This is a genomic window from Streptomyces sp. NBC_00258 (assembly GCF_036182465.1).
In the GTDB taxonomy this organism is placed as follows: Bacteria; Actinomycetota; Actinomycetes; order Streptomycetales; family Streptomycetaceae; genus Streptomyces.
This window is the reverse complement of the sequence record NZ_CP108081.1, coordinates 10,964,217-10,990,556: the sequence shown is the minus strand read 5'-3', so window position 1 is coordinate 10,990,556 and position 26,340 is coordinate 10,964,217. Positions and strand designations below refer to the sequence as shown.

Annotated in this window: 22 protein-coding genes; 14 read left to right on the top strand and 8 right to left on the bottom strand. The window is 69.7% G+C overall.

What is annotated here, in order from left to right; translation table 11 throughout:
- The first annotated feature begins 7 nt into the window (after positions 1-7).
- Both OG718_RS48760 and OG718_RS48755 read left to right on the top strand, forming a co-directional pair.
- Complete coding sequence (locus OG718_RS48760; protein WP_143642505.1) at positions 8-796, top strand: DeoR/GlpR family DNA-binding transcription regulator; 789 nt, start codon at positions 8-10, stop codon at positions 794-796.
- 73 nt (positions 797-869) lie between these two features.
- Entirely contained in the window at positions 870-1,685 is an 816-nt protein-coding gene (locus OG718_RS48755; RefSeq protein WP_328847228.1) for a DUF427 domain-containing protein, read from the top strand.
- 44 nt (positions 1,686-1,729) lie between these two features.
- Here the strand turns inward: OG718_RS48755 and OG718_RS48750 are convergent, their stop codons facing one another.
- Together OG718_RS48750 and OG718_RS48745 are read right to left on the bottom strand one after the other, a co-directional pair.
- Positions 1,730-2,422 (bottom strand): response regulator, encoded by a 693-nt coding sequence (locus OG718_RS48750; protein WP_398939461.1) that lies wholly within the window; start codon positions 2,420-2,422, stop codon positions 1,730-1,732.
- Positions 2,419-3,798, bottom strand: coding sequence for a sensor histidine kinase (locus OG718_RS48745; RefSeq protein WP_328847227.1), 1,380 nt, complete (start codon positions 3,796-3,798; stop codon positions 2,419-2,421). The genes OG718_RS48750 and OG718_RS48745 overlap by 4 nt, the downstream gene beginning before the upstream one ends.
- 324 nt (positions 3,799-4,122) lie before the next feature.
- Between OG718_RS48745 and OG718_RS48740 the strand changes: the two genes are divergently transcribed.
- Complete coding sequence (locus OG718_RS48740; protein ID WP_328847226.1) at positions 4,123-4,815, top strand: ABC transporter ATP-binding protein; 693 nt, start codon at positions 4,123-4,125, stop codon at positions 4,813-4,815.
- A complete protein-coding gene (locus OG718_RS48735) occupies positions 4,812-7,205 on the top strand; it encodes an ABC transporter permease (RefSeq protein WP_328847225.1) in 2,394 nt (797 codons plus the stop codon). Before OG718_RS48740 ends, OG718_RS48735 begins: the two co-directional genes overlap by 4 nt.
- Positions 7,206-7,301: 96 nt before the next feature.
- Here the strand turns inward: OG718_RS48735 and OG718_RS48730 are convergent, their stop codons facing one another.
- From OG718_RS48730 to OG718_RS48720, 3 genes are all read right to left on the bottom strand, one after another.
- Entirely contained in the window at positions 7,302-7,490 is a 189-nt protein-coding gene (locus tag OG718_RS48730; protein WP_143642511.1) for a YbdD/YjiX family protein, read from the bottom strand.
- A complete protein-coding gene (locus OG718_RS48725; protein WP_443055384.1) occupies positions 7,487-9,640 on the bottom strand; it encodes a carbon starvation CstA family protein in 2,154 nt (717 codons plus the stop codon). Before OG718_RS48725 ends, OG718_RS48730 begins: the two co-directional genes overlap by 4 nt.
- An 84-nt stretch (positions 9,641-9,724) precedes the next feature.
- Positions 9,725-9,946: a DUF3311 domain-containing protein gene (locus tag OG718_RS48720; RefSeq protein ID WP_143642513.1), complete on the bottom strand. Its 222-nt coding sequence runs from the start codon at positions 9,944-9,946 to the stop codon at positions 9,725-9,727.
- A 168-nt stretch (positions 9,947-10,114) separates the two neighbouring features.
- On the opposite strand from OG718_RS48720, the gene OG718_RS48715 reads away from it, so the two are divergent.
- The 6 genes from OG718_RS48715 (at position 10,115) to OG718_RS48690 (ending at position 16,403) form a co-directional block, all read left to right on the top strand.
- Positions 10,115-11,677 (top strand): sodium:solute symporter family protein, encoded by a 1,563-nt coding sequence (locus tag OG718_RS48715; protein WP_306942011.1) that lies wholly within the window; start codon positions 10,115-10,117, stop codon positions 11,675-11,677.
- Positions 11,674-12,369: a sigma-70 family RNA polymerase sigma factor gene (locus OG718_RS48710; RefSeq protein WP_328847223.1), complete on the top strand. Its 696-nt coding sequence runs from the start codon at positions 11,674-11,676 to the stop codon at positions 12,367-12,369. Before OG718_RS48715 ends, OG718_RS48710 begins: the two co-directional genes overlap by 4 nt.
- On the top strand, positions 12,366-12,677 hold the full coding sequence (locus OG718_RS48705; RefSeq protein ID WP_143642515.1) for a hypothetical protein: 312 nt from the start codon (positions 12,366-12,368) through the stop codon (positions 12,675-12,677). The genes OG718_RS48710 and OG718_RS48705 overlap by 4 nt, the downstream gene beginning before the upstream one ends.
- Before the next feature lie 170 nt (positions 12,678-12,847).
- Entirely contained in the window at positions 12,848-13,870 is a 1,023-nt protein-coding gene (locus tag OG718_RS48700) for an alpha/beta hydrolase family protein (RefSeq protein ID WP_328847222.1), read from the top strand.
- A 138-nt stretch (positions 13,871-14,008) separates the two neighbouring features.
- Positions 14,009-14,740, top strand: coding sequence for an SDR family oxidoreductase (locus OG718_RS48695; protein WP_328847221.1), 732 nt, complete (start codon positions 14,009-14,011; stop codon positions 14,738-14,740).
- Positions 14,741-14,912: 172 nt separating this feature from the next.
- Positions 14,913-16,403 (top strand): hypothetical protein, encoded by a 1,491-nt coding sequence (locus OG718_RS48690; RefSeq protein WP_328847220.1) that lies wholly within the window; start codon positions 14,913-14,915, stop codon positions 16,401-16,403.
- A gap of 117 nt (positions 16,404-16,520) precedes the next feature.
- On the opposite strand, the gene OG718_RS48685 is transcribed toward OG718_RS48690, so the two are convergent.
- Positions 16,521-17,360, bottom strand: a complete 840-nt coding sequence (locus tag OG718_RS48685) for a hypothetical protein (protein ID WP_260695665.1) — start codon at positions 17,358-17,360, stop codon at positions 16,521-16,523.
- A gap of 633 nt (positions 17,361-17,993) precedes the next feature.
- On the opposite strand from OG718_RS48685, the gene OG718_RS48680 reads away from it, so the two are divergent.
- Genes OG718_RS48680 through OG718_RS48670 form a run of 3 tightly spaced genes read left to right on the top strand, consistent with a single transcriptional unit; the run spans position 17,994 to position 22,690 of the window.
- Entirely contained in the window at positions 17,994-18,863 is an 870-nt protein-coding gene (locus OG718_RS48680; protein ID WP_328847219.1) for a non-reducing end alpha-L-arabinofuranosidase family hydrolase, read from the top strand.
- Positions 18,864-18,909: 46 nt separating this feature from the next.
- Positions 18,910-20,544, top strand: a complete 1,635-nt coding sequence (locus OG718_RS48675; RefSeq protein WP_328847218.1) for a glycoside hydrolase family 43 protein — start codon at positions 18,910-18,912, stop codon at positions 20,542-20,544.
- 52 nt (positions 20,545-20,596) lie between these two features.
- A complete protein-coding gene (locus OG718_RS48670; protein WP_328847217.1) occupies positions 20,597-22,690 on the top strand; it encodes a non-reducing end alpha-L-arabinofuranosidase family hydrolase in 2,094 nt (697 codons plus the stop codon).
- 67 nt (positions 22,691-22,757) lie between these two features.
- Here the strand turns inward: OG718_RS48670 and OG718_RS48665 are convergent, their stop codons facing one another.
- Both OG718_RS48665 and OG718_RS48660 read right to left on the bottom strand, forming a co-directional pair.
- Positions 22,758-24,998, bottom strand: a complete 2,241-nt coding sequence (locus tag OG718_RS48665; RefSeq protein ID WP_328847216.1) for an MMPL family transporter — start codon at positions 24,996-24,998, stop codon at positions 22,758-22,760.
- Positions 24,999-25,097: 99 nt separating this feature from the next.
- Positions 25,098-25,649, bottom strand: a complete 552-nt coding sequence (locus OG718_RS48660; RefSeq protein ID WP_328847215.1) for an HAD domain-containing protein — start codon at positions 25,647-25,649, stop codon at positions 25,098-25,100.
- Between the two features lie 93 nt (positions 25,650-25,742).
- On the opposite strand from OG718_RS48660, the gene OG718_RS48655 reads away from it, so the two are divergent.
- On the top strand, positions 25,743-26,234 hold the full coding sequence (locus OG718_RS48655; RefSeq protein WP_328847214.1) for a carboxymuconolactone decarboxylase family protein: 492 nt from the start codon (positions 25,743-25,745) through the stop codon (positions 26,232-26,234).
- The last annotated feature ends 106 nt before the right edge of the window (positions 26,235-26,340 follow it).

Sequence of the window (26,340 nt, the reverse complement as noted above, 5' to 3'; positions counted from 1 at the left end):
CCGTCGCGTGCTGGCTGAACAACGACACCAACTCATCCTGCGGGCCCTGCGTTCCGGCGGCCCCGCCTCCGTGACCGACCTCTCCGAACAGCTGGACGTGAGTGCGGCGACCGTCCGCCGTGACCTCCTCAAGCTGGCAGGGGACGGGCTGCTCAGCCGCGTGCACGGCGGAGCGGTCATCGAGGAGGACCGTCCGCCGTTCGACGAGGCCGCCGAGGTCCAGGTGGCCGAGAAGGACGCGATAGCCGCCCGCGCGGCCGAACTGATCGAGGACGGCCAGTCGGTCATCCTCGACAGCGGCACGACCGTCCACCGGCTGGCACGCCGACTGCACGGGCGCCGGCTCACCGTGATCACCAACAGTCTCGCCGTGTACGAAGAACTCACCGCGGACGAGAACATCGCCCTGATGCTGCTCGGCGGCATGGTCATACGTGAGTCACGCATGCTGGACGGCTTCATGGCCGAGGACAACCTCCGCCAGGTGCACGCCGACTGGGCCTTCATGGGCGCCTGCGGCGTACGCTCCGGCGGCCAGGTCATGGACACCACCGTCGCCGAGGTGCCTGCCAGGCGCGCCATGATCGCCGCCGGTGACAAGGTGGCGCTGCTGGCTGACCGGAGCAAGTTCCCCGGCACCGGCATGGTGAAGATCTGTGGGCCGGAGGACCTGGACCTGCTCATCACCACCGCCTCGGCGGACGATGCGACCTGCACGGCTCTGCACGAGGACGGCGTGAGAGTGATCACGACACCTCCGACGACGGTCGACGGCTGGGCCGAGGTCGGCGTCTAGGCTGACGTCCGAGGCACTGTGTGCCCGGCCCGAGCCCCGCGTTCGACGCCCCGTGTTCGGCAAGGAGGCAGTCATGAACTCCCCCGGCAACAGTTCACAGAACGTCCCGGTACTGCGTCACCCGCCTGCCCCCGCCGACAGCCTCCTGTGGGAACCCGGCGAGCGTTGGGTGCGCGGGATGAAGGGTGATGTCACCGTTGTCGACAGTCGGCGGCCGGTCCTGGTGTGGGAGCCCGGTCGGCCGGTGCCGTTGTACGCGTTTCCGCGTGAGGACGTGCGTACGGATCTGTTGCGGGAGACGGAGAAGTCCGCCGGGCGGCCGCACGCCGGGACGACGCGCTTCTACGACCTCGACATCGGCGGTGAGACCATTGCCGGCGCGGCCTGGACGTATCCCGGCGAGGAGTTGGGCTCGTACATCTCGTTCGAGTGGTTCGGGCGGGAGGTGCTCGACCACTGGTACGAGGAGGACGAGGAGATCTTCGTCCATCCGCGTGACCCGCACAAACGGGTGGACGCGCTGCCCAGTTCGCGGCATGTCCAGGTCGAGATCGACGGCACGTTCGTCGCGGACACCCGCGCGCCGGTCCTCCTCTTCGAGACCGGTCTGCCCGTGCGGTACTACATCCCGCGCGAGGACGTACGCCTCGATCTGTTCACGCCCAGCGACCTCACGACCCGGTGCCCCTACAAGGGCGTGGCGACCGAATACTGGTCGTGGCCCGGTGGAGACGTACCGCCGAACATCGCGTGGAGCTATCCCGACCCCCTCTCGGCCGTGGGTGTGGTCAAGGACCGTGTGGCCTTCTTCAACGAGGCCGTCGACATCACGGTCGACGGGGAGCGGCTGGAGCGCCCGGTCACCGAGTTCATCAAGTCTCGGAATTGATCGAACCTCGGCAGTGATGAGGACGGCCGGAGGCCGGGTCGTCGTCAGCCCGTATCGGGTGTCGGGTCTCCTGGGGCGATCAGGCCGGTCTCGTAGGCGAGCACGACCGCCTGGACGCGGTCGCGGAGGTCCAGCTTCGACAGGATGCGGCCTATGTGCGTCTTGACCGTGGTGGGGCTGAGGAACAGGCGGTCCGCGAGTTCGGCGTTGCTGAGGCCCGTCGCGAGCAGCCGGAGTACCTCGAGTTCGCGTGGGGTGAGGCCGGACAGGTCGCGGTGGAGGGCCGGCGGCCGGGGCTCCTCGCGGTGGGCGAAGCGTTCGATCAGCCGGCGGGTGATGGTGGGCGCGAGGAGCGCGTCACCGGACCGCACCAGGCGGACGGCGGCCACGAGGTGCTCGGGGGTGACGTCCTTGAGCAGGAAGCCGCTGGCGCCGGCGGTGAGTGCGGCGTAGACGTAGTGGTCGAGGTCGTACGTGGTGAGGATGATGACCCGGGTGTCGCCCGGGCCTTCGTCCCCGAGGATCCGCCGGGTCGCCTCGATCCCGTCCATCCGCGGCATCCGGATGTCCATGAGCACGACGTCGGGCCGGGTGCGCCGGACGGCGGCGACCGCCTCGGCCCCGTCTGCCGCTTCCGCGGTCACCTCGATGCCGTCGGCGGCGAGGATCATTCCGAACCCCGTACGGACCAGGGCCTGGTCGTCCGCGATGACGGCACGCAGGGACGGCCCGTTCACGCGGTCCGCCACGGGACGCGGGCTCTGATCCGGTACCCGCCGGCGAGGGTCGGTCCGGCCGTCAGTTCACCGCCGTAGACCGACAGCCGCTCACGCAGCCCGATCAGTCCGCGGCCGTTGCCACTGCCGGTGCCAACTCCTGCGCCTGTGCCGTTGGGGCCCGTCGACAGGGCGTCGTGGGCGGCTCCGGTGTCCGTGACCTCGATCTCCAGACAGTCGTCGGTGTGGCCGACCGTGACGGAGGCATCGGCGCCGGGCGCGTGCTTGATCGTGTTGGTCAGTGCCTCCTGCACCACGCGGTACGCCGCGAGGTCCACCCCGGGCGGCAGCGGCTCCGGCGGCAGGGACACCGCGATGGCGACCGGTGTCCCTGCGGCACGTACCCGGTCGATCAGGGCGTCGAGGTGCCCCAGACCGGGCTGTGGTTCAAGCCCGTCGGCAGGGCTGTCGGGGCGGCCGGTGTCCGGGGCGGCGAGCAGCCCCATCACATGCCGGAGTTCGGACATCGCGGCCCGGCCCCCGGCCTCGACCGCCAGCAGCGCCTCTTTCGACCGCTCGGGCGCCGTGTCCATCACTTTGCGGGCCGCGCCCGCCTGGATCACCATCACGCTGACATTGTGGGTCACGACGTCGTGCAACTCCGCTGCTATGCGGGCGCGTTCCTCCTCGACGGCCCGGCGCATGGCCTCCTCCTGGGCCCGTTGCAGTTGGGTGAACCGGTCCCGGCTGGCGCTGAGCCGCCGGCCGCCGACGCGGACGAGCCCGGCCAGTACCCCGGCGACCAGCAGGACGACCGCGGGGCTCGACCAGCCCGGGAGCACGGGGTCCGTCTCCCGGAACGCGAATCCGGCGAGCACGGCCGCCGCCACCATTCCAGCCAGCGCCCGCACTTGGTAGCGGCTGTACATGACGGCGCTGTAGGCGCCGATGACGCACGTCAGTACGTTGATCCAGGAGGCATCGTCGCCGATGGGCAGCGCCGCGCCCATCACGATCCCGAACGTGACCAGCGGATACCGCCGCCTGGCCACGAGAGGCAGCGCCGACAGGATGACCAACGGCCACGGCACGGTGCGGGGCTCCGGCACCACAACTCCCACGCCGGGTACGGGCGGTCGTGGTGGGAGCAGCGGGACCGGGGGCACCTCGGTCCGGTGGTCGATACGCTGCTCGCTCCGTTGCTCGCTTTTGGCCGAGACGCGGGCCGGCCCGTCGCCGGGAAACTGCGCCGCCACGATCAACGCGACGACGGTCAGCACGATCGCCAGCACCACGTCGGCGCGTACCGCCCACCGCGACAGCGGGGCGGGCTTCTCCTCCGGCCGTAGCGCGTCACGCAGTTGCCGGAGCCTGTCGCGGCGGTCCTCCGTCTCCATCGGCTCATTGTGTGGCTCCCAGCCCAGGTCCGCGTCCGTCTGCGCGACCAGAGTCCTGTCCCGCAGGTGCACGTCGCAGGGATGACCTCGCGGCCGGGTCCTTCGCGGGGAGGTCCTGATGTCGGTGCCGCGGCCGACGCGCCACAACACCCCGCGCTCCTAGGTTCGCTGAGCCCGGCAACGTCCCTCGTGAACCGGCCCCGACCCGACCGAGCCAGACCCAGTACGACCAACCCGGCCCGACAGTCCGACCCGCTCAACGCAACCCGGCCCGACCACCCCAACCGAAGCGAACCGATGCCACCCGAAGGACGGTCGACTCCCATGACTCAGGTGATCCAACTGGAGGGCGTGGCCAAGCGCTATGACAGCGTCGGCACGCCCGCGCTGGGACCTCTCACGCTCTCCGTCGAGAAGGGCGAGGCCCTTGCCGTGACGGGCCCCTCGGGCAGCGGCAAGTCCACGCTGCTGAACCTCGTCGCAGGCCTGGACAAGCCGACCGAGGGCACCGTCTCCGTGGGCGGCCGGCAGCTGAACGCTCTCAACGAGCACGCGCTGGCCCGGTTCCGCCGCGAGCAGATCGGCATGGTGTTCCAGTTCTTCAATCTGCTCGACGACCTCACCGTCGCCGACAACATCCAGCTCCCCGCCCAACTCACCGGCACCGCACGGCGCAAGACGGCGGCCCGTGCCGACGAACTCATGGAGGTGCTCGGCATCCAGAAGCACGCCCGCGCCTACCCGGGCCGGCTCTCGGGCGGCGAACGCCAACGTGTCGCGGTCGCCCGGGCCCTGGTCAACCGGCCCGCGCTGCTGCTCGCCGACGAGCCGACCGGCGCCCTCGACACCGCCTCGGGCCAGGACGTACGGGAGCTGCTCGTCGATCTGCACCGCGGCGGGCAGACCATCGTGCTGGTCACGCACGACCTCGCGCTCGCCGAGGCGTGCGCGAGCCGGACGATCCATCTGGTCGACGGTCACCTCGCCCTCGACACGCGGGCGGAGGCGGTCCGATGACCCGCTTCGGGGGCGGTGCGCTCGGCCGGGTCATACGTTCCGGTGTGGGGCGGCGCCGGGTGCAGACCGTGGTGATCGCGGTGGCCACGATGATGGCCGTGGCCTCGGCGGTGGTCGCCGGGTCGCTCATCGTCGCCGCGAACGCGCCCTTCGACCACGCCTTCGCGAAGCAGCAAGGCGCTCATCTGACGGCCCAGTTCGATCCGGACAAGGCGAGCGCGGCGCAGCTCACAGCCACCCGAGAGCAGACGAGTGTCACCGCGAGCGCGGGGCCGTATCCCTCCACGACGATCCAGCCGGAGGACTCGGCGGGCCGGCGTATGCCGACGCTGACGCTCGTCGGACGGTCCGGTCCGAAGGCAGACGTGGACGATCTGGATCTCAAGTCCGGTCGGTGGGCGGCGAAAACGGGGGAGATCGTGCTCAACGCGTCGTTCTCCGGCCCCGCCCTGGAGCTCGGCTCCACTCTCAAGACCTCGGCCGGGGAAGGCAGTTCGACCCTGACGGTCGTCGGTTTCGCCCTGTCGGTGAGCAAGACCGCCGACGCCTGGGCGACCCCCGCGCAGACCAAGGCTCTTACGTCGGCGGACCACCCGCTCACCAGCCAGATGCTCTACCGCTTCGACTCGGCCGGGACGGACAAACAGATCACCGACGGCCGGAAGAAGCTCGCCGCGGCCGTGCCGTCCGGTGCCCTGCTGGGCAGCCAGTCCTATCTGGAGACCAAGCGCGCCGCCGACCAGGGCGCCGCCCCGACCATCCCCTTCCTCATCGCCTTCGGCGTCCTCGGCATCGTGATGTCGGTGATCATCGTCGGCAGTGTGACCAGCGGGGCGGTCGGCTCCAGTCTGCGCAGGATCGGCATCCTCAAGGCCATCGGCTTCACACCACGTGAGGTCGTACGCGCCTATGTGGCCCAGGCTCTGATCCCCGCCGCCGTCGGTATCGCGCTGGGCGTCGTGCTGGGAAACCTGCTGGCCGTGCCGCTCCTCGACGACACCGAGCAGGCGTACGGCACCGCCTCGCTGACGGTGGCCTGGTGGGTGGACGTCGTGGTGCCGGTCGCCGCGCTGGCGGTCGTCGGGATCGCCGCGCTGGTTCCCGCGCTGCGGGCCGGGCGGCTGCGTACGGTCGAGGCCATCGCGGTGGGCCGGGCACCGCGGACCGGTCGCGGCCAGTGGGCGCACCGGATGGCGGGGCGATTGCCGTTGCCGAGGGCGGTGACGTACGGCCTCGCGAGCCCCTTCGCGCACCCGGTCCGCACGGTCGCGATGCTGCTCGCGGTGGCCTTCGGTACGGTCGCGGCGACCTTCGCGGTGGGACTGACCGCGTCCCTCACGGCGGTCGGCGAGGCGCAGGATCCCGAGGACCGTGCCGCGGTCACCGTGTTCGCCGACGGACCGTCCAGCGGACCGGTGCCCCCGTCGGCCGAGGGCAATCCCGGAACCCCGGCCGAGGGCAACTCCGAGGCCCCGCCCGCCGATCCGGCACGGATACGCGCCGCAGTCGAGGCGCAGGAAGGCACCGCTTCGTACTACGCCACGACCCAGGAGGACGTCACCGTGGCCGGGGTCACCGGTTCGGTCACGATCAGCCTCTATCAGGGAGATTCCCGCTCCGGCAGTTACGAGATGATCTCCGGGCACTGGATCGACGGTGCGGGGCAGGTCGTGGTGGCCACGGGCTTCCTGGAACGGACCGGGAGCAAGATCGGTGACACGGTCCGGGTGACCCACCAGGGAGAGATCCGGACCCTGCGGATCGTCGGCGAGGCCTTCGACACGGAGGACGACGGCATGCAACTCCACGCGGGCATCGCCGACTTCCCCGCCGCCGAACCCCGTACGTTCCTCGTCGAGGTGGGACCGGGCGTCTCTCCCGCCGCCTACGCCGAGAAGCTCGCCGAGGTGGTGCGGCCGCTGGGCGGTGACGCCATGGCCAACTCCCCTTCGGAACAGGACAACTTCGTCCTCATACTGCAGTCGATGGCGGCCCTGCTCACCCTCATGCTGGTCTCCGTCGCCGGCCTCGGTGTGCTCAACTCCGTTGTCATCGACACCCGGGAGCGTGTCCACGACCTCGGCGTCTGCAAGGCGCTGGGCATGTCGCCGCGGCAGACCGTGGGCCTCGTACTCGCCTCGGTGGCCGGGATCGGGATGCTCGGCGGTCTGGTCGGCGTGCCCGCCGGGTTCGCGCTGCACGGCATCGTGCTGCCGGTGATGGGGCATGCCGCGGGCACCGATCTGCCGCCCTCGGTCCTCGATGTGTACGGGCCTTGGCAGTTGGTGTTGCTGGGCCTGGGCGGGATCGCGATCGCGATGCTGGGCGCCCTGCTCCCGGCGGGCTGGGCGGCCAAGGCCCGTACGGCTGTGGCTCTGCGTACGGAGTAGCGGTCGTCGGCGTCCTGGGAGTGCGGCCACGAAGCGGAGGGGTGACCCGGCGTCTTCGGCACGCCGGGCCACCTCAGCCCTCCTCCGAACTCCGAGTCAGCAGCAACGGCTCTGCGGATGGTCCTCCCGGTGCCGGGCTCGCAGTGCCTGGTACTCGCGTGGTGTCGGCACCGGGGCGAGCGGGTGATGACGCAGATGGCGCTCGCGGTAGCGGTCGTACTCCGCCTCCCCCGTCAGCTCGCGCAGGTACCAGCGCACGGCCCGTGCCCACCGCCGGACGCTCATGTCCGGGCTCCCGCCAGCGGTTCGGCGGACTGCTCCGGAAGGTCGATGCGGGATTCGACGTACGGCGTCTCGGTCGTCGGAAGCGGAACGGGGGACCGTACGGCGTGCACGCACACGACGGCCGCGTTGACGATCACCACGGCGACCAGGAGCAGGAACAGGGCGATCAGGACGCCGTCGACCGTGGAGTTGGTGACCACGGTGTGCATGTCGTCGAGGGTCTTGGCGGGCGGCAGTACCTGACCGGCGTCGATGCCGTCGGCGTACCGCTCGCGCTGGGCGAAGAAGCCGACGCGCGGGTCGGCGGAGAAGATCTTCTGCCAGCCGGCGGTGAAGGTGATCGCGACCACCCAGGCCAACGGGACCCCGGTGACCCAGGCCCAGCGCAGCCGCCCGGACTTGACGAGGACGGTCGTGCAGACGGTGAGGGCGATGGCGGCGAGGAGCTGGTTGGCGATGCCGAAGAGCGGGAAGAGCTGGTTGATTCCGCCGAGGGGGTCGGTGGCGCCGGAGTGGAGGAAGTAGCCCCAGGCCGCCACGACGAGTGCGCTGCACAGCCAGATGCCCGGCTTCCAGTTGACCCGTCCGATCGGCTTCCAGACGTTGCCGAGCATGTCCTGGAGCATGAAGCGTCCGACGCGGGTGCCGGCGTCGACCGTGGTCAGGATGAACAGCGCCTCGAACATGATCGCGAAGTGGTACCAGAAGGCCTTCATCGCGCTGCCGCCGAAGACTCCGGAGAAGATCTCCGACATGCCGACCGCGAGGGTCGGTGCCCCGCCCGAGCGGGCGATGAGGGTCTGTTCCTCCACCGCCTTGGCCGCCTGCGTCAGTTGGTCGGGGGTGATGGTGAAGCCGAGGCCCGCCACCGCCTGGGAGGCGGACTCGGCAGTGGTGCCGAGCAGCCCGGCGGGCGCGTTCATCGCGTAGTACAGGCCGGGTTCCAGCGTGGCCGCGGCGATCAGCGCCATGATCGCGACGAACGACTCCATGAGCATGGCGCCGTAGCCGATCATGCGGACCTGGGACTCCTTCTGGATCAGCTTCGGGGTGGTCCCGGAGGCGACCAGTGCGTGGAAGCCGGAGAGCGCGCCGCACGCGATCGTGATGAACAGGAACGGGAAGAGGGCGCCGGCGAAGACCGGTCCCGAGCCCGAGGAGGCGAAGTCGCTGACCGCGTCGGTCCGCAGCACGGGCGCGGCCACGATCACGCCGACCGCGAGCAGTGCGATGGTGCCGATCTTCATGAAGGTGGAGAGGTAGTCGCGCGGCGCGAGCAGCATCCACACGGGCAGCACGGAGGCGACGAAGCCGTAGCCGACGAGACAGAAGACCAGGGTCGTCGGGCTGAGGGTGAAGGTGTCGGCGAGCGAGGACTCCTGGACCCAGCTGCCGCCGACGATGGCGAGGAGCAGCAGCGCCACACCGATCAGGCTGGTCTCGACGACCCGGCCCGGCCGGATGCGGTGCAGCCAGAAGCCCATGAACAGGGCGATGGGGATGGTCATGGCGACCGAGAAGGTGCCCCACGGGGAGTGGGCGAGCGCGTTGACCACGACCAGGGCCAGCACCCCGAGCAGGATGATCATGATGGCGAAGACGGCGATCAGGGCCGCGGCCCCGCCCGCCCTGCCGATCTCCTCCCGCGCCATCTGCCCGAGCGACTTGCCGTCCCGCCGCATGGACAGGAACAGCACCACCATGTCCTGCACCGCTCCGGCGAAGATCACTCCGGCGACGATCCAGAGGGTGCCCGGCAGATACCCCATCTGGGCGGCGAGCACCGGCCCCACCAGCGGCCCGGCGCCGGCGATCGCCGCGAAGTGATGGCCGAGCAGCACCCGGCGGTCGGTCGGCTGGAAGTCGACACCGTCCTCCAGACGTTCGGCGGGGGTGGCCCGCCGGTCGTCGGGCTCCAGCACGCGCCGCGCGATGAAGCGGGAGTAGAAGCGGTAGGCGATGGCGTACGAGCCGAGGGCGGCCACCACCAGCCAGACCGCGGAGATCTCCTCGCCGCGGGCCAGCGCGAGGACGCCCCAGCCGATCGCGCCGAGCAGGGCGACCGCGGCCCACAGCAGCATCGACCGCGGTGTCGTCCGGGAACGTGCGGGCGGCGGCCCTTCTGGCGCCGGGACACCGGATTCGGGCATGACTGACGTGGGCATGGCGGCTCCTCACCTCTACGGTGATGTGGTGGTACGGATGCGTACGTATCGGCGGTGCGGGCGTACGAACTAGGGGTCGTGGCGGTCGTGCCTGGTCAGCGCGTACGCGGCCAGGAGACACAGGCCGCAGCCCGGCACCCAGGCGAGCTGGTACCAGTAGAAGAACGGCGTCCCGGCGAGCCGTGGGCTCTCGCCGGCGTACCAGGGGACCCACAGCAGTCCCGCGGCGGGCGCGAGGAGCAGTACGGCGATCGCGACGCGCCGTAGCCGGTGATGACCCGTGGGTGCCATGACCTGCGCTCCTCTCCCCGTGCTTGTCGGTCTGTGCAAGAGTTGCCCACCGGCCGGAACTGGTTGACAGCGAATTTCCAGAAGATTTCCCGCCGGTTCCCTGTCCTCCGAGTGGGGTGCCCGCGCAACTCTCCGGCAAGGGCACAGGCACACCAAGGACGGTGACCCATGGCGGATGTCGCCATGACCGCGACGTTTCTCGCCGTGATCGGCGGAGCGTCGCTGCTCGCCGTCACGGCGCGCCGGCTGCGCCCCACCGACCGGCTGCCGTCCCTGGAGGGCTGGGCGCTGGCCGACCGGAGCCTGGGCCCGGTGTGGACCTGGCTGCTGCTGGGCGGCACGATCTTCACCGCCTACACCTTCACGGCCGTCCCCGGCCTGGCGTACGGCAATGGGGCACCCGCCTTCTTCGCGGTCCCGTACACGGTGATCGTCTGTCCGCTCGCCTTCGTCCTGCTCACACGTCTGTGGGCGGTGGCCCGCCGCCACGGCTACGTGACCGTCGGCGACTTCGTCCGTGGGCGGTACGGTTCGCCGCCGCTGGCCCTGGTCGTCGCGCTCACCGGGATCCTCGCGACGATGCCGTATCTGGCGTTGCAGTTGCTGGGCATCCGCGCGGTGCTCACCGCCGGGGGCGTCTATCCGCGCGGCGCGGCCGGCGACCTGGTGATGGTGGCGCTCTTCGCGGGGCTCGCGGTGGCGACGTACCGGCACGGGCTGCGCGCGCCCGCGGTCATCTCCGCTCTCAAGGCGGTGGCCGTCTTCGTCTCGCTCACCGCGGTCTGCTGGCTGGTCCTCGACCGGCTCGGCGGCCCCGGCCCGCTCTTCGACCGGGCCGCGCAAAGGCTCGGCGGCACGGACACGGCGCACTCCGCCCTGCTCCTCTCCCCCGAGCAGCAGCCCGCCTACGCCACCCTTGCCCTGGGCTCCGCGCTGGCCCTGCTCATGTACCCGCACGTGCTCACCGCCGGATTCGCCGCCGACAGCCCGCGCACCCTGCGCAAGGTCGCCGTGGCCCTTCCTGCCTGGACGTGCCTGCTCGCACTCTTCGGCTTCCTCGGCGTCGCGGCCCTCGCGGCGGGCGTTCAGGCCCCGGAGGGAGGCGCCGAGGCGGCCGTACCCATGCTGGTCGACCGGTTGATGCCGGGGCCGCTGGCCGGGCTGGTGTTCGGCGCGATCGTCGTGGGGGCACTCGTCCCGGCCGCGGTGATGTCGATCGCCGCCGCGACCTGCTTCGTACGCAACGTGTACGTCGAGTACGTGCAGCCGACCGCCACGCCCAAACGCCAGGTCCGTATCGCCAAGGCGGTCTCCCTCACCGCGAAGGTGGGGGCGGTGGCCTTTGTGTTCGGGCTGCGCGACCAGGACGCGATCAACCTCCAACTGCTCGGCGGCGTATGGATTCTGCAGATCTTCCCCGCCGTGGCCGTCGGACTGTTCACCGGCCGGCTGCATCCGCGGGCGCTGCTCGCCGGGTGGGCCGTGGGCATGGCGGCCGGCACGTTCCTGGTGGTCCGCGAGGGGTTCTCGTCGATCGTGGCCCTCGGTTCCGCCGACCGGCCGCTGGAGATCTACGCCGGGCTCGCGGCCCTTGTCCTCAACCTGGCCGTCGCCCTGGTCGGCACCGCGATCCTCGAACGCCTCCGCGTCCCGCGCGGCGCCGATGTCACCGACCTACCGCCACGCCTGACCGTCAGGCGCCGCCCCGAGACGGGAGCCACCAACCCGTGAGACGCAGACACCACACCCATGCGACGGTGGCGCAGGCCGCATCGGCCGCCCTCCCCGAGCCACGCGTCCCACGCGCGGCGACGGCCCGGCCGCCGGTCACGAACCGTCCCGGCCCCGACGAAGAGACCCGCCCCGACGGCGTACGCGAAGAGGCGCCCGAGGAAACGACGGCCCTCTCCCCCACGGTCGGCGACCCTGTCGACCTGGAACGGGAAGCCGCCCTGGCCCGGCTCTTCGAGGTGCACTACTCCTCGATGCTGCGCCTGGCCGTACTGCTCGGCGCCGACGATCCGGAGAACGTCGTGGCCGAGGCGTACTACCAGATCTACCGGAAGTGGCGCCGGCTGCGGGACGCAGAGGCCGCGGAGGCCTATCTGCGCTCCACGGTGTGCAATCTGACCCGGATGCGGATACGCCACCTCCAGGTCGCGCGCAAGCACGTCGAGAAACCGCCGAGCGACGTCGTGGCCTCCGCCGAAAGCACCGCACTGCTCCACGACGACCAGCGCGTACTGATCGACGCGCTTCAGCAACTGCCCGCGCGGCAGCGCGAAGCGCTCGTGCTGCGCCACTGGCTCGGGCTGAAGGAGAGCGAGATAGCCGCCGCGATGGGAATCTCCTGCGGATCGGTCAAGACACACACCGCACGCGGCATCGCCGCCCTGACCCAGGCGATGGAGGCCCGGCGATGAACGACACCTCTCCGGACCGTACGGAGCACGAGCCGGACCGTACGGAACAAGACCTGCGCGAGGCCCTGGAGGCGCTGGCCGGCGGGGTGCACCCGGCCCCCGACGCCTACCGCACGGCCCGCGGCGACTGGGTGCGCCGCGAGCGGCGTCGACGGCTCGTGCTCGCGGTCCTGATAGCGGTCGTCTTCACGCTCGCCACCCTGATCGGTCTGTGGGTCCTGAACCAGGCGCCCTCCGAACCCGGGGTCATCTTCTCCGGCACGGGGAGCCACTTCACTTCCAACGGGGTGGCCGGCGCACCCGGCTGACGGATGGTCGCGGGACCGTGGCCGCCGCGGCGGTCCCGCCCCGCCTCCCCGACCGTGCCTCCCCGACCGTCCCGCCGTGCCCGGCCCGCCCGGACCCGGCCCGCTCCCGTCGAGAACCTGCAACTCGTCCGTCACCACTCGTCGGGGCGGATCCGGGGGATACTGGCCGTATGCGCTTTCGGAGCATGGCCTGCGGTGCCGCCGGGCTGGTGCTGGTGGCCGCTGTCGGCTGCACCGGGGACGGTGACACCGAGCCCACGAGCCCGCCGGCCTCGGCCCGGGCTTCCGCCAAGACTCCCAGCGCGACGCCCACCCCGACTCCGGCCAACCCCGTCTCGATCCCGGGACTGATCCAGCGCGAGCACCGCGGCTCCGACCTCAAGCTCGGCAACGTACGGGTGCGGACCGGCACCTACACCCAGTACGCGGTCACGTACGAGGCCAACGGACTGACGATCTCGGGAATCATGAACATTCCCAGGGGCAAGGGGCCCTTCCCTGCCCTGGTCCTGGCGCACGGGTACATCGACCCGGCCGTCTACACCAGCGGCCGAGGACTGGCCCGGGAGCAGGAGCTGCTCGCCCGCAACGGCTATGTCGTCCTGCACACCGACTACCGCAACCACGCGGGCTCCGACGACGACCCGGACAACGACGTCAACCTGCGCCTCGGCTACACCGAGGACACCATCGGCGCCGTCATGGCTCTGCGCTCCTCGGGGCGTCCGGAGATCGACGGCGACCGGATCGGCCTGCTGGGGCGGTCGATGGGCGGCGGCGTCGTGTACAACACGCTGGTGGTCGCGCCCGGTCTGGTCGACGCCGCCGTGGTGTTCGCCCCCGTGAGCTCACGTCCGAACGAGAACATCGACCACTTCCAGCGCCGCGAAGGCGACCCGCTCGTCGCCGAGATCGACGAGACGCACGGCACCCCTGAGGAGAACCCCAAGTTCTGGAGGGAAGCCTCCCCGATCACCTACGTCGACCGGGTGACCGAACCGCTGCTCATCCACCACGGCACCGCCGACGAGAGCTGCCCCATCGTCTGGTCGGAGCGGACCACCGCCGCGTTCGAGAAGGCGGGCAAGGACGTCGAGCTGGTGAAGTACAAGGGCGAGCGTCACACGTTCGCCCCGCAGTGGCCGGCCTCAATGGAGACGACGATGGACTTCTTCGAGAAGCATCTGCGCTGACCCACCTCGGTCGGCTGCCGGCACCCACCGGATGCCGAGCGGCTGCTCGAACCTTCCTCTACCGTTTCTCGTACGATCCCTCCCGAATCGGGAGTGATCGGTATGCCGAGCGACGGACCTAGACGGAAAGGCCGTGTCATGAAGTTCGCAGTGATCGGCGGTACCGGACTGATCGGTTCCCAGGTCGTCACGAAGCTGAACGAGGCCGGGCACGACGCGGTGCCCCACTCCCAGTCCACCGGAGTCGACGTCATCACGGGCAAGGGCCTGGAGCAGGCCGTGGAGGGCGCCGACACCGTCATCAACCTGACGAACTCCCCGACCTTCGACGAGGCGTCCCCGGCGTTCTTCCAGACCTCGATGGACAACCTCCTCGCGGTCGCCGCGAAGAGCGACGTCCAGCACTTCGTCATCCTCTCGATCGTCGGCGTGGACCAGGTGCCCGAGCTGGACTACTACCGGGCCAAGGCCCTGCAGGAGGACGTCCTCAGGGCCGGGCCGGTCCCCTACTCGATCGTCCGGGCCACCCAGTTCATGGAGTTCGTCGACGCGGTCCTGTCCTGGACCACGGACGGGGACACCGTCCGCCTGCCCAGCACACCGATCCAGCCGATCGCGGCCAAGGACGTCGCCGCCGAGGTCGCCGAGGTCGCCGCGGGCTCGCCCCTGCGGGGCATCCACAACATCGGCGGCCCCGACGTCTTCCCGCTCGACGAGCTCGGCCGGATCACGCTGGCCGCCCACCCGGACGGCCGCACGGTCACGACCGACGACAGCGCGGGCATGTTCGCGGCCGTCCGCGGTGACGTCCTCGTCGCCCCGAAGGACGCGCACATCGCGCCCACCCGCTACACCGACTGGCTCTCCTGAACCCATCGGGCGGTCCCGACCGCAGGAATGCCCAGGGCTGCCCGGCGAGCCTGCGGTCATCGCCGGATGAACACTATGAACGCAATGATCAAGCCATGGGTTTTCGCCCGGCCTCTCCTTAGCATCGGCCCCGCCGCGCAACGGTGCGCCGATGAGGAGAAGGAGTACGCCCATGGACCGGCCGAGACTCGGAACGTCGGGTATCCGTGACATCCGCAATGGGGCCAAAGGACTTCGACGCCACCGCGCCGCGTTGGCCGCGGGCCTTGCGGGAATTCTCGTCGGCACACTCGCCGGACCGACGTCGGCCGCCTCCTCCGCCTCCCCGACCGCGGGCGGACCGGCTTCCGTGGAGTGCCCGACCACGCTGACCGGAAAGGCCACTTGTTACACGGGGCAGGATTCCAACGGCGCCTATTACGCGATCGCCGTCCCTAAGAACTGGAACGGCTCGCTCGTGATGCACGCGCACGGAGGCCCCGACCTCGGTGCGGGCTCCGACCCGGCCCGCAGCATCGGCGATCTGGAACGCTGGTCGGTGATGGTGGACGAAGGCTATGCGTGGGCCGGTTCGTCGTACCGCCGCGGTGGTTACGGAACACGGATGGCCGCCGCCGACACGGAGAATCTGCGCCGCCTGTTCGTCGAGGAGTTCGACAGGCCGAGGCGGACATATGTGCACGGTCAGTCCTGGGGCGGCAATGTCGCCGCGAAGGTCGTGGAGACGTACGGCGCGAAGAAGCACGGCCCCTACGACGGCGCCCTGCTCACCAACGGCGTGCTCGGCGGCGGCTCCCGCGGCTACGACTACCGCGTGGACCTGCGGGTGGTCTACCAGTACTACTGCCAGAACCACCCTCGCCCCACCGAGCCCCGGTACCCGCTGTGGGAGGGGCTGCGCGCGACCTCGACCATGACGAGCGCGGGGCTGCGCGCCCGCCTTGAGGAATGCACGGGATTCGCCTCCCCCGCCGAGGAGCGGACCGCTCTGCAGCAGCGCAATCTGGACGACATCCTCGCGGTCACGGGAATTCCGGAGCGCACCCTGGAATCCCATCTGCGGTTTGCGACGTTCACCTTCCGCGACATCGTGCACAACCGGCTCGGCGGGCGCAATCCGTTCAGCAACAAGGGCGTTCGCTATTCCGGGTCCCACGACGACAAGGCGCTCAACGAGGGTGTCGAACGGTTCTCCGCGGATCCGACCGCCGTTCGCGACCTGTCGTACGACAGTGACCTCACGGGCAAGGTCGGGATTCCCGTGCTCACGCTCCACGCCATCGACGATCCGACGGCGTTCGTCGAGCACGAGGCGGCCTACCGCGACAGCCTTCGGGGCGCGCACCGGGACAAGAAGCTGGTGCAGACCTTCACCCGGGAAAGCGAACACAGCGGGCTGAGCAATTCCGAGTACGCCAACTCGATCTCCGCTCTGGCCACTTGGGTACGCACCGGAAAGAAGCCGACGCCGAAGTCGCTCGCGGCGTCCTGCGGTGCGTTCGACAAGAAGTACGGCACGGGCTGTTTCTACGACCCGGGCTTCTACCCCCGTTCGTACGCCACACGGGTCAACCCCCGCCCGGGCGGGCTGCGTTGGCCTGCCATGACCTCCGCCCAGGAGAAGTCCTGGAGCCGGATCAACGGCGTGGGAATCACCCCCTGAACGTGACGTGACCCCTCGGGGCAACAACTCCGCCTCCCGGCCGGCACGGATGGTGTCGGCCGGGAGGCGGAGCCGTAGGTGTGCGCTACGGCACGAGGACGATCCCGTGCGCGTCCGTCATGAGCGACGCGAGCGGGCTGCCGCGTACACCACACCGGCGCCCAGGGCGATCACTACAGCGGCGCCACCGGCGATCAGGCCGACCGGCGCGCCGGCACCCGTCTCCGCCAGCGGCGGCGAGCTGTCGCTGGGCGACGGGTTCGGGGTGGTGGGCGGCTTCGACGACAGCGGCGGCACGTCCGGTGTCGTGGGAGGCGTCGCGGAGGGCTTGGGGGTGGTCGGCGGGGTCGTCTCCTCCGCGGGCGGTGTGCTGCCCGCGGGGGTCGACGGGGTCGGCTCCGAAGGTGTCGGAGTCGGGGTGGGCGAGTCCGACGGGCCGTTGGCACACGCCTTCTCGCCTCCGTTCCACGCCGCTATGAGGTGGTACGGAGTGGTGACACCGTCGGGCTGGTAGGGGGCGGGGCCGTGCCCCTCGCCCGTCTTGCCGTCGTAGGCGATGTCGTCGCCGTACAGGTCGATCTGGCCAAAGCAGTCGGGCAGCTTCACGGCCAGCTTCTGCCAGGTCCGCTTCTCCTCGTCGCTACCGGCCACGTCCGCGGCGGTGAGGTAGACGGTGGCCTTGTCCACCATGGTCTGGCGACCGGAAGTCGCCCAGTTCGGCCCCTCGGTGGTGTATTCGGCGAGGGAGACCGGGTACTTGCAGCCGTCCGCGACCTTCTGTCCGGGAGCCAGCCGGACCTCGACGGGCCCGGGGACGGTGTCCCAGGAACGGAAACCGCCCTGAGAGGTCCAGTCCGCGCCCACGACACCTCCGTCGGCGCCGACGAGGCGGTACTGGACGGTGGCCGACTGGCACGCGCCGCCGGGCGTGGCGTGTGCGACGCCTGCCCCGAACACGGGGACGGCGGCGACTGCGAGGAAAGCGGACGCTGCGAGGGCAGCCGGAATCCTGGGTTGTTGCGAACGCGACAAAGTGAGCCTCTGTGGATCGAAATGTGTGGGAGGTGGCTGTGCGCGCGTGACCGACGCGGGCGGACGCAACGAAGCGTGCGAGACCGAGTCACTCGCGCCACTTCACTCGCTTGAGACACAGCGGAGTGAAGTGATCCGAATTCTTGTCACCTTTCACAACTCCCGTCAATCCTTCACGAGTTCGCCATGTTTCGAGTTGATCACGACCCCCGCTCTCCGGCCGAGAGGGATGGGGCACGGGGTGGACCCCGAGGTGGGAGCGGACTCCGGGAGGCCCGCGGGACGGGACCGAAAGATGCGAGGTAGGAACCGAATGATGCGAGAGGTATTGACGCTCCTGGTGAGGCTCCTATCATCCAAGACGTCCAACTGGCCGGTCGATGTTCGACTGCACGAACAAAGGCACGGCCGCAGTGGTTCGTGCGCCCCAGGCACGAACCGGGCACGACAGCACCCGCATCACCCGTACCGGCAAGGCTCTCCCCACACGCCACTGTTCCGGACGAAGAGCGCACCTGGTGTTCGTGCGGCGAGCCCCGACCTCCCCCGGGAGCCCGTATGCCCGCACTCGTTCACGGTTTACGCCCGCTGGGCCTGGCGATGTCGCTGCTCGCCGTTCCCACGCGGTCGTACTCCGCTCCGCCCCCGAAGGAATCGGCGGCCGCTGCGCAACTTCCGAGCAGCTTCCGGTGGTCGTCCAGCGGGAAGCTGATCTCTCCGAAGCCAGACGCGAGCCACTCCGTCGTCTCGGTCAAGGATCCGACGGCGGTTCGGGCGAACGGCAAGTGGCACGTCTTCATGACGACCGCGAACACCGCCGGGTCCTGGAGCCTGGCCTACACGAGCTTCACCCCGCAGAGCTGGTCGGCGCCCAGGACGTTCCAGAACGCCGCCCCGTCGGGCACGCTCGACTACTGGACCATTTGCGACAGCGCCATGTGCTACCTGTTCTCCGCGGACGACAACGGCCATGTGTACCGCTCCGAGACCACCGTCGGCGAGTTCCCGGGCGGCTTCCGCAACACCCGACTCGTGCTCCAGGACTCCAAGTTCGCCCTGTTCGAGGGCGGCGCCGTCTATCGCGTACAGGGCACGAACACCTATCTGCTGCTGTGGGAGTCCATCGGCGGCGACGGCAGGCGGTACTACCGCTCCTTCACGGCCCAGGGACTCACCGGCCAGTGGCAGCCGCTGGCGGCCACCGAGGCCAATCCGTTCGCCCGCGCCACCAACGTGACGTTCCCCTCCGGCGCGTGGACCAGGGACATCAGCCACGGCGAACTCGTCCGCGCCGGCAACGACCAGACCATGACGATCAACCCCTGCCGTCTGCAGTTCCTCTACCAGGGCCTGAACCCCTCGGCCGGCGGCGACTACGCGCAACTCCCCTACCGGCTCGGTCTGTTGACCCAGACGAACAGCTCCTGATGATCCGCCGCACCTCCTCGTCCCCCACGCAAGGAGAGCGTTCGACATGTCATGGCTCGATCAACCTCATAGTCGCCGCAAGGCACTGGGCACGGCGAGCGGCCTGGCCGTGGGAGCCGCTCTGCCCGGCACCGCGGCCACGCAGGCAACGGCCCACGCGGCGACGCCGAAGTCCTCGGCCGCGTCGTACACCAACCCCGTGCTCTGGCAGGACTTCGCGGACATCGACATCATCCGCGTCGGCAACGCCTACTACTACTCGGCCTCGACGATGCACTACTCGCCGGGGGCGCCCATCCTCCGCTCGTACGACCTGGTCAACTGGGAGTTCGCCGGCCACTCGGTGCCGGTGCTGGACTTCGGGTCCAAGTACGACCTGAACGGCGCCCGCGGCTACGTCCGGGGCATCTGGGCGTCCTCACTCGCCTATCGCCCGAGCAACCGGACGTTCTACTGGCTCGGCCAGATCGACTTCGCCAGGACGTACATCTACACCGCGACCGCCGTCGAGGGCCCCTGGAACAGACTGACCACGATCAGTACCGCGTACTACGACGCGGGGCTCCTCGTCGACACCGACGACACCCTGTACGTGGCGTACGGCAACACCACCATCAGCGTGGCCCAGCTCTCCGCGGACGGACGCACCCAGGTCCGCGCCCAGCAGGTCTTCAGTACGCCGTCGAGCGTCGGCACCCTGGAGGGCGCACGCTTCTACAGGATCAACGGGAACTACTACATCTTCCTGACCCGTCCGGCCAACGGCCAGTACATCCTCAAGTCGACGAGCGGTCCCTTCGGGCCCTACACGATGCGGCAGGTGCTCCTCGACCTGCGCGGACCGGTCACCGGCGGCGGGGTCCCGCACCAGGGCGGACTCGTCCAGACGCAGAGCGGGGCCTGGTACTACCTGGCGTTCGTGGACGCGTACCCCGGTGGCCGGATCCCCGTCCTGGCGCCGGTCGCGTGGACCTCGGACGGCTGGCCCGTCGTGCAACTCGTCAACGGCGCCTGGGGTACGTCGTATCCCAGCCCCGTCGTCCCGAACCCGCCCCGGCAGGTCACCCCGATGACCGGCGTCGACACGTTCGACGGAACGGCGCTCAAGCCGAAGTGGGAGTGGAACCACAACCCGGACAACAGCCGATGGGCCGTCGGCAACGGTCTGACCCTCAGGACCGCGACCGTCACCAACGACCTGTACTGGGCCCGGAACACGCTCACCCACCGCGTCCAGGGGCCCACGTCCACCGCCACGATCCAGCTCGACCACTCCACGATGCGCGACGGCGACCGGGCGGGGCTCGCGCTGCTGCGTGACTCGTCGGCGTGGGTCGGCGTCAAGCGGGACGGCGGTGCGACGAGGGTCGTCATGGTCAACGGGCTGACCATGGACAGCAGTTGGAACACCACCGGCACCGGTACGGAGATGGCGGGCGCCAACATCTCCGGGGGCCGCGTCTGGCTGCGCGCGAACGCCGACATCCGCCCCGGGGCAGCCCGGCCGGGGACCTTCTCCTACAGCACCGACGGCACCAACTTCGTCCGCCTGGGGCCCGCTTTCACCATGGGCAACAGCTGGCAGTTCTTCATGGGCCATCGATTCGCCCTCTTCAACCACGCCACTCAGGCGCTCGGCGGTTCTGTCCGCGTCGAGCGCTTCGAGCTGTCCGTGCCCTGACGGCACCCACCCGCATCCGCATCCGCATCCGACGACCGTACTGAGGAGAACCGTGAACCTTCTCAACCGGCTCGGCCGACGCCGAGCCTTGGCATTGGGCCTGCTGGCCGCCGCCGTAATGGTGATGCCCGGTACCGCGACCGCTGCGCCCGAATCGCCCGAATCTCCCGAGGTCAAGGCCTCCACGCTGGGTGCCCAAGCCGCCCAGTCGGGGCGGTACTTCGGGACCGCCGTGGCCGCCGGAAAGCTCGGCGACGGGACGTACTCGACGATCCTCGACCGGGAGTTCAACTCGGTCACGCCCGAGAACGAGATGAAGTGGGACGCCACCGAGCGGTCCCGCGGCTCGTTCACGTTCGGCCCCGCCGACCAGATCGTCAACCGCGCCACGTCACGCGGACAACGCGTACGCGGCCACACCCTCGTCTGGCACTCCCAACTGCCCAGCTGGGTCAGCGGCATCACGGACGCGAACACGCTGCGCGGCGTGATGAACAACCACATCACCACGGTGATGAACCACTACAAGGGCAGGATCCACTCCTGGGACGTGGTGAACGAGGCGTTCGCCGACGGCACCGGCGGCCAGCACCGGCCCTCGGTGTTCCAGAACCTGCTGGGCGACGGCTTCATCGAGCAGGCCTTCCGCACCGCGCGGTCGGCGGACCAGGCGGCCAAGCTCTGCTACAACGACTACAACATCGAGAACTGGACCGCCGCGAAGACCCAGGGCGTCTACCGCATGGTGCGCGACTTCAAGGCACGCGGCGTACCCATCGACTGCGTCGGCTTCCAGGCCCACTTCGGTACTGGCGGGCCGCCGTCCAACTTCCAGACGACGCTGGCGAACTTCGCCGCGCTGGGCGTGGACGTGCAGATCACCGAGCTGGACATCGCGCAGGCCCCGACGGCCGCGTACGCGAACACGGTGCGGGCCTGCATGAACGTTTCACGCTGTACGGGCATCACCGTGTGGGGCATCAGGGACAGCGACTCCTGGCGGGCCGGGGAGAACCCGCTGCTGTTCGACCGGAACGGCAACAAGAAGCCCGCCTTCCAGTCGACGCTGACCGCGCTGGGCGGCACCGCCGCCACACGGACCGTGTCCGCCTCGCCCGCACGGGCGGCGTCCACCGCCGCCACGCGAAGTGCGTCCGGTACCGCCACGCGCAGTACGTCCGATGCCGCCGCTCTGCCCGGCAGCTACAGCTGGAGCTCCAGCGGCGTGCTGATGTCCCCGAAGTCGGACTCGACGCACGACATCGCCGGGCTCAAGGACCCGTCGGTCGTCCACCACAACGGCAGGTGGCACGTGTTCGCCAGTGTCGCGAACGCGTCCGGATACAACCTGGTGTATCTGAACTTCACCGACTGGTCCCAGGCCTCCTCGGCCACGCACCACTATCTGGACCGCAGCGCCATAGGCACCGGATACCGGGCCGCACCGCAGGTGTTCTACTTCGCTCCGCAGCGCACGTGGTACCTCGTCTACCAGACCGGCAACGCGTCGTACTCCACGAACACCGACATCAGCAATCCGAACGGCTGGAGCGCGCCGCGCCACTTCTACTCGTCGATGCCGGACATCATCCGCCAGAACATCGGCAACGGCTACTGGGTGGACATGTGGGTGATCTGCGACAGCGCCAACTGCTACCTGTTCTCCTCCGACGACAACGGGCATCTGTACCGGTCGCAGACGACCCTGGGCCAGTTCCCCAACGGGTTCACCAACACCGTCATCGCGGCCCAGGAATCCGACAAGTACGCCCTGTTCGAAGCGAGCAACGTCTACAAGGTGCAGGGCAGCAACCAGTACCTGTTGCTCGTCGAGGCGATCGGGTCGGACGGGCGGCGCTACTTCCGCTCCTGGACCGCCGGCAGCCTCGCCGGTTCGTGGACTCCACTGGCCGCGTCCGAGAGCACCCCGTTCGCCCGGGCCAACAACGTCGCTTTCCCCTCGGGCAGTTGGACCAGGGACATCAGCCACGGCGAACTCGTCCGTGCGGGGAACGACCAGACCCTGACCATCAACTCCTGTCGGCTTCAGTACCTCTATCAGGGCAAGGACCCCAACGCGGGCGGCGACTACAACAGTCTGCCGTGGCGGCTCGGCCTGCTCACCCAGACCAACTCGGCCTGCTGACCGACCGCGGGCCCCGCGAAGGCGGGGCCCGCACCCCCCGCGCGGATCGCGACGACACCCCGCCGGTTCAGTGGTCCCCTTCCGGATCCACGTGCGGCATGATCCGGTCGAGCCAGCCCGGCGTCCACCAGGCGTGGCGGCCGAGCAGGGTCATCACGGCCGGAACGAGGAGCAGGCGTACGACAGTTGCGTCGATCAGCACGCTCACGGCCAGGCCGAGCCCGAGCATCTTGACGACGATGTTGTCGCTCACGATGAACGCGGCGAAGACGCTCACCATGATCAGGGCGGCGCAGGTGATGACCCGCGCGGTGATCTCCAGGGCGTGCGCCACGCTGGCCTTCGCGTCCCCGGTGCGCAGCCAGGCCTCGTGGACGCGCGACAGCAGGAAGATCTCGTAGTCCATGCTGAGGCCGAAGATGATGGCGAACATCATCATGGGTACGTAGCTCTCGATGGGCACCTTGCCCGACACGCCCAACGCCGGCCCGCCCCAGCCCCATTGGAAGACGGCGACGACCACGCCGTACGAGGCGGCGATGGACAGGACGTTGAGGACCGCCGCCTTGAGGGCGACGAGCAGGCCCCGGAAGACCATCAGGATGATGAGGAAGGCCAGGGCGACCACCACCGCGATGATCAGCGGGAGGCGTTCCGCGACGATGTCACGGAAGTCGACCTGGGCGGCCGTGGTGCCCGTGACATAGCCCTTGGCGTCGGTGCCCGAGACGGCCTGGGGCAGGGTCTCGTCGACCAGGCGGTTCGTCAGGTCGGTGGTGTCCGCGCTCTGCGGAGCCTCCTTGGAGTAGACCGTGCCCACCAGCACGTCGCCGTCCTGGGTGGGCGTGAGCTGTGTGCTCGTGGCCGCGCCCTGCACATCGGTGAGGGACTTCTCCGCCTGTGTCGCCAGCGACGAACGCTGGTCGGACGGTACGGAGGTCTGGTCGATGACCACGGTCAACGGGCCGTTGGAGCCGGGTCCGAAGGCGTCCGACATGATGTCGTAGGCCCGTCGGTCCGTGAACGACTTCGGGTCGGCGCCGTCGCCGATGTGGCCGAGCTGGATCGAGAGCAGCGGGATCGCCAGGACGAGGACCGTGGCGGCTCCGCCGGCCAGGAACCACCAGGGGCGGCGCTGCACGCGCTGGGCGTAGCGGTGCCAGGTGCCCTGGACGGGTTCGCCCGGTGCGGCGTTCGTCTCCGCGACGGGGCGGCGCACCCGGTAGCGGTCGATGCGGTGGCCGATGAGCCCGAGCAGGGCGGGAACGAGGGTCAGCGCCCCGGCGACGGCCGAGACGACCGTCACGGCCGCGGCCACGCCGAGCAGACCGATGAAGCTGACTCCGGAGACCGAGAGACCGGCCAGGGCGACGATCACCGTGCAGCCGGAGACGAGTACGGCCCGGCCGCTGGTGGCGGTGGCCCGGCCCGCCGCGCGGACCGGGTCGTCGCCGTTCATGAGGTTCTGCCGGTGGCGGGTGATGAGGAACAGGGCGTAGTCGATGCCCACACCGAGGCCGATCATGGTGGCCAGCGTCGGGGACACCGTGGCGAAGGTGAAGGCCGTGGCGAGCAGCCCCAGGCAGGCCAGCCCTCCCACGGCGCTGATCAGGGCGGTCAGCAGCGGGATGCCTGCCGCGAGCACGCTGCCGAAGCCGACGAGCAGGACGACGATCGCCACCGCGAACCCGATCAGTTCGCTGATCCGGTCGTCGGCCGCCGGCCTGGCGAGCTCACCCAGCGGGCCGCCGTACTCGACGTCCACACCCGCCGACCTCAGGGACTGCACCGAGCTGTCCACTCCGTCGAGGTACGAGTCACCGAGCGTCGACGGCTGTACGTCGAAGCGGACGGTGATGTAGCCGGTCTTCCCGTCGCTGGACAGCGGGCCCACGTTCGGCTGCTGGGACTGTCCCGACGACTGCTGGGAGGACGAGGCCGTCAACGGATTCTGGGCCGAGAGCACATGGGGAAGTTTCTGCAGGTCGGTGATCGTCTGGCTCATCTGCGAGCTCACCGACGTCAGCGACTGCTTGTCGTCGCGCAGCACGATCTGGCTGCTGTAGCCGCCCGCCGCCGGGTCGTGCTTCTTCAGTACGTCCAGGCCCTGCTCCGACTGGACACCGGGGAGCTGGAAGTCGTCCGAGTAGTCTCCGCCGAACGAGCGGTCCAGCACCTGCAGGGCGGCCAGCACGACGAGCCAGGCCACGATGACGATCACGAAGTGCCGGGCACACCACTCCCCCAGCCTGCGCAGCCGCCCGGGTGCGCCCGGCCCGTCCCCTGCGCTGGACCGCGTTGGCGACATGGGCTGCTCCCACAGTGAATGGACCCGATTTTCCCCATTAAACGATGCTTTGATCACACCGTCATTTGGACGCGGGAGGCCCGTCGAGCGGTCCGGGAGTCAGGAGCCGCCGGCGACTTCGGCGGCCAGCCACTCGTCGAGGGCGTCGAAGTCCGCGTCGGTGAGGCCCCGGCAGGGATCGACCCGGTAGAGCAGGGCATGCCCGCGATGGTGTGCGGAGACCCAGGACCGATCGGTGTCGGTGATCTCGTCGTCGACCCAGACGAACGTGCGGCCGGCCGCCCGGTCGACCAGGGCGCGGGTCTTCCAGTGCAGTCCGCGCCGCGCGTCCTGTCCGGCCTCCCCGCCGGCCCCCTCGTCGTCCGGCTCCGGCCAGCTCACGACGGCCAGTTCGGGGAGACCGAGCCGCGGCGCGACGGTCTCGTTCGCCTCGGCCATCCAGGTGGTGGCCCAGACCAGCTCGCACGGCAGAGCCATCAAGCGGGGCCCGTGCTCGGGGTTGATCCTGGCCAGGAGTGGATTCTCGTCGGGGACTGCCGGGTCCCCATGGGTCGGATACCCGCCCGAGTGCTGCCCCGATGCCGCCCCGAAGGGAATGAGCGGGCCGTCGACATCGAGGAAGAGCAGTGGACGCCCCTCGGATCCGGTCATGGCCGCACGATAGCCGTCCTTCCGCCAAATCGTCACACGACTATTCGCACTGTTTCCGTTTCGTGGAGTGCATAAGGCGGATAGAGTCGGCCCATGCCCAAGATTGAATCCACACCCCGCGTGGCCCTCAAGAAAATAACCCCCGATGTGTCCGGAGCAATGGGCGCGCTGCACGGCGCGGCCGTTCTGGCGGCGCAGGACGCCAAGGTCGAGCCGGAGCTCCTTGAGCTCATTCGGATTCGCGCTTCACAGATCAACGGCTGCGCGTTCTGCATCGACATGCACACGAAGGACGCCCGTGCGCAGGGCGAGAGCGAGCAGCGTGTGTACGCGCTCAACGCCTGGCAGGAGACGCCCTTCTTCAGCGAACGGGAGCGTGCCGCGCTGGCGTTGGCCGAGGCGGTGACGCTGGTGCACGACGGGCACGTCCCGGACGAGGTCTACGCGGAGGCGTCCGAGGTCTTCGACGAGGCACAGATCGCGGCACTGATCTGGGCGGCCACCGTCATCAACGCGTACAACCGCATCGCCATCGCGACACGGATGGTTCCGGGCGCTTATCAGCCGGCCCAGAAGAAGGCCTGAGCCACCCCCGAGAAGTGATCTCCGAAATTTACTGAATCCGGATATGGATAATCGCGCCGGGCCGAATACAGTCGGTCCGGCGCGAACCTATTCCCCCAGCTTTCTT

What these genes read in the sequence shown, in the direction of transcription:
- OG718_RS48730 (WP_143642511.1), bottom strand. Translation starts at nt 7,490, where the DNA reads ATGAGCGTCCGGCGGTGGGCACGGGCCGTGCGCTGGTACCTGCGCGAG.
- OG718_RS48705 (WP_143642515.1), top strand. Translation starts at nt 12,366, where the DNA reads ATGAACGACACCTCTCCGGACCGTACGGAGCACGAGCCGGACCGTACG.
- OG718_RS48720 (WP_143642513.1), bottom strand. Translation starts at nt 9,946, where the DNA reads ATGGCACCCACGGGTCATCACCGGCTACGGCGCGTCGCGATCGCCGTA.
- OG718_RS48655 (WP_328847214.1), top strand. Translation starts at nt 25,743, where the DNA reads ATGCCCAAGATTGAATCCACACCCCGCGTGGCCCTCAAGAAAATAACC.
- OG718_RS48675 (WP_328847218.1), top strand. Translation starts at nt 18,910, where the DNA reads ATGTCATGGCTCGATCAACCTCATAGTCGCCGCAAGGCACTGGGCACG.
- OG718_RS48680 (WP_328847219.1), top strand. Translation starts at nt 17,994, where the DNA reads ATGCCCGCACTCGTTCACGGTTTACGCCCGCTGGGCCTGGCGATGTCG.
- OG718_RS48740 (WP_328847226.1), top strand. Translation starts at nt 4,123, where the DNA reads ATGACTCAGGTGATCCAACTGGAGGGCGTGGCCAAGCGCTATGACAGC.
- OG718_RS48665 (WP_328847216.1), bottom strand. Translation starts at nt 24,998, where the DNA reads ATGTCGCCAACGCGGTCCAGCGCAGGGGACGGGCCGGGCGCACCCGGG.
- OG718_RS48745 (WP_328847227.1), bottom strand. Translation starts at nt 3,798, where the DNA reads ATGGAGACGGAGGACCGCCGCGACAGGCTCCGGCAACTGCGTGACGCG.
- OG718_RS48660 (WP_328847215.1), bottom strand. Translation starts at nt 25,649, where the DNA reads ATGACCGGATCCGAGGGGCGTCCACTGCTCTTCCTCGATGTCGACGGC.
- OG718_RS48690 (WP_328847220.1), top strand. Translation starts at nt 14,913, where the DNA reads ATGGACCGGCCGAGACTCGGAACGTCGGGTATCCGTGACATCCGCAAT.
- OG718_RS48715 (WP_306942011.1), top strand. Translation starts at nt 10,115, where the DNA reads ATGGCGGATGTCGCCATGACCGCGACGTTTCTCGCCGTGATCGGCGGA.
- OG718_RS48735 (WP_328847225.1), top strand. Translation starts at nt 4,812, where the DNA reads ATGACCCGCTTCGGGGGCGGTGCGCTCGGCCGGGTCATACGTTCCGGT.
- OG718_RS48700 (WP_328847222.1), top strand. Translation starts at nt 12,848, where the DNA reads ATGCGCTTTCGGAGCATGGCCTGCGGTGCCGCCGGGCTGGTGCTGGTG.
- OG718_RS48755 (WP_328847228.1), top strand. Translation starts at nt 870, where the DNA reads ATGAACTCCCCCGGCAACAGTTCACAGAACGTCCCGGTACTGCGTCAC.
- OG718_RS48695 (WP_328847221.1), top strand. Translation starts at nt 14,009, where the DNA reads ATGAAGTTCGCAGTGATCGGCGGTACCGGACTGATCGGTTCCCAGGTC.
- OG718_RS48725 (WP_443055384.1), bottom strand. Translation starts at nt 9,640, where the DNA reads ATGCCCGAATCCGGTGTCCCGGCGCCAGAAGGGCCGCCGCCCGCACGT.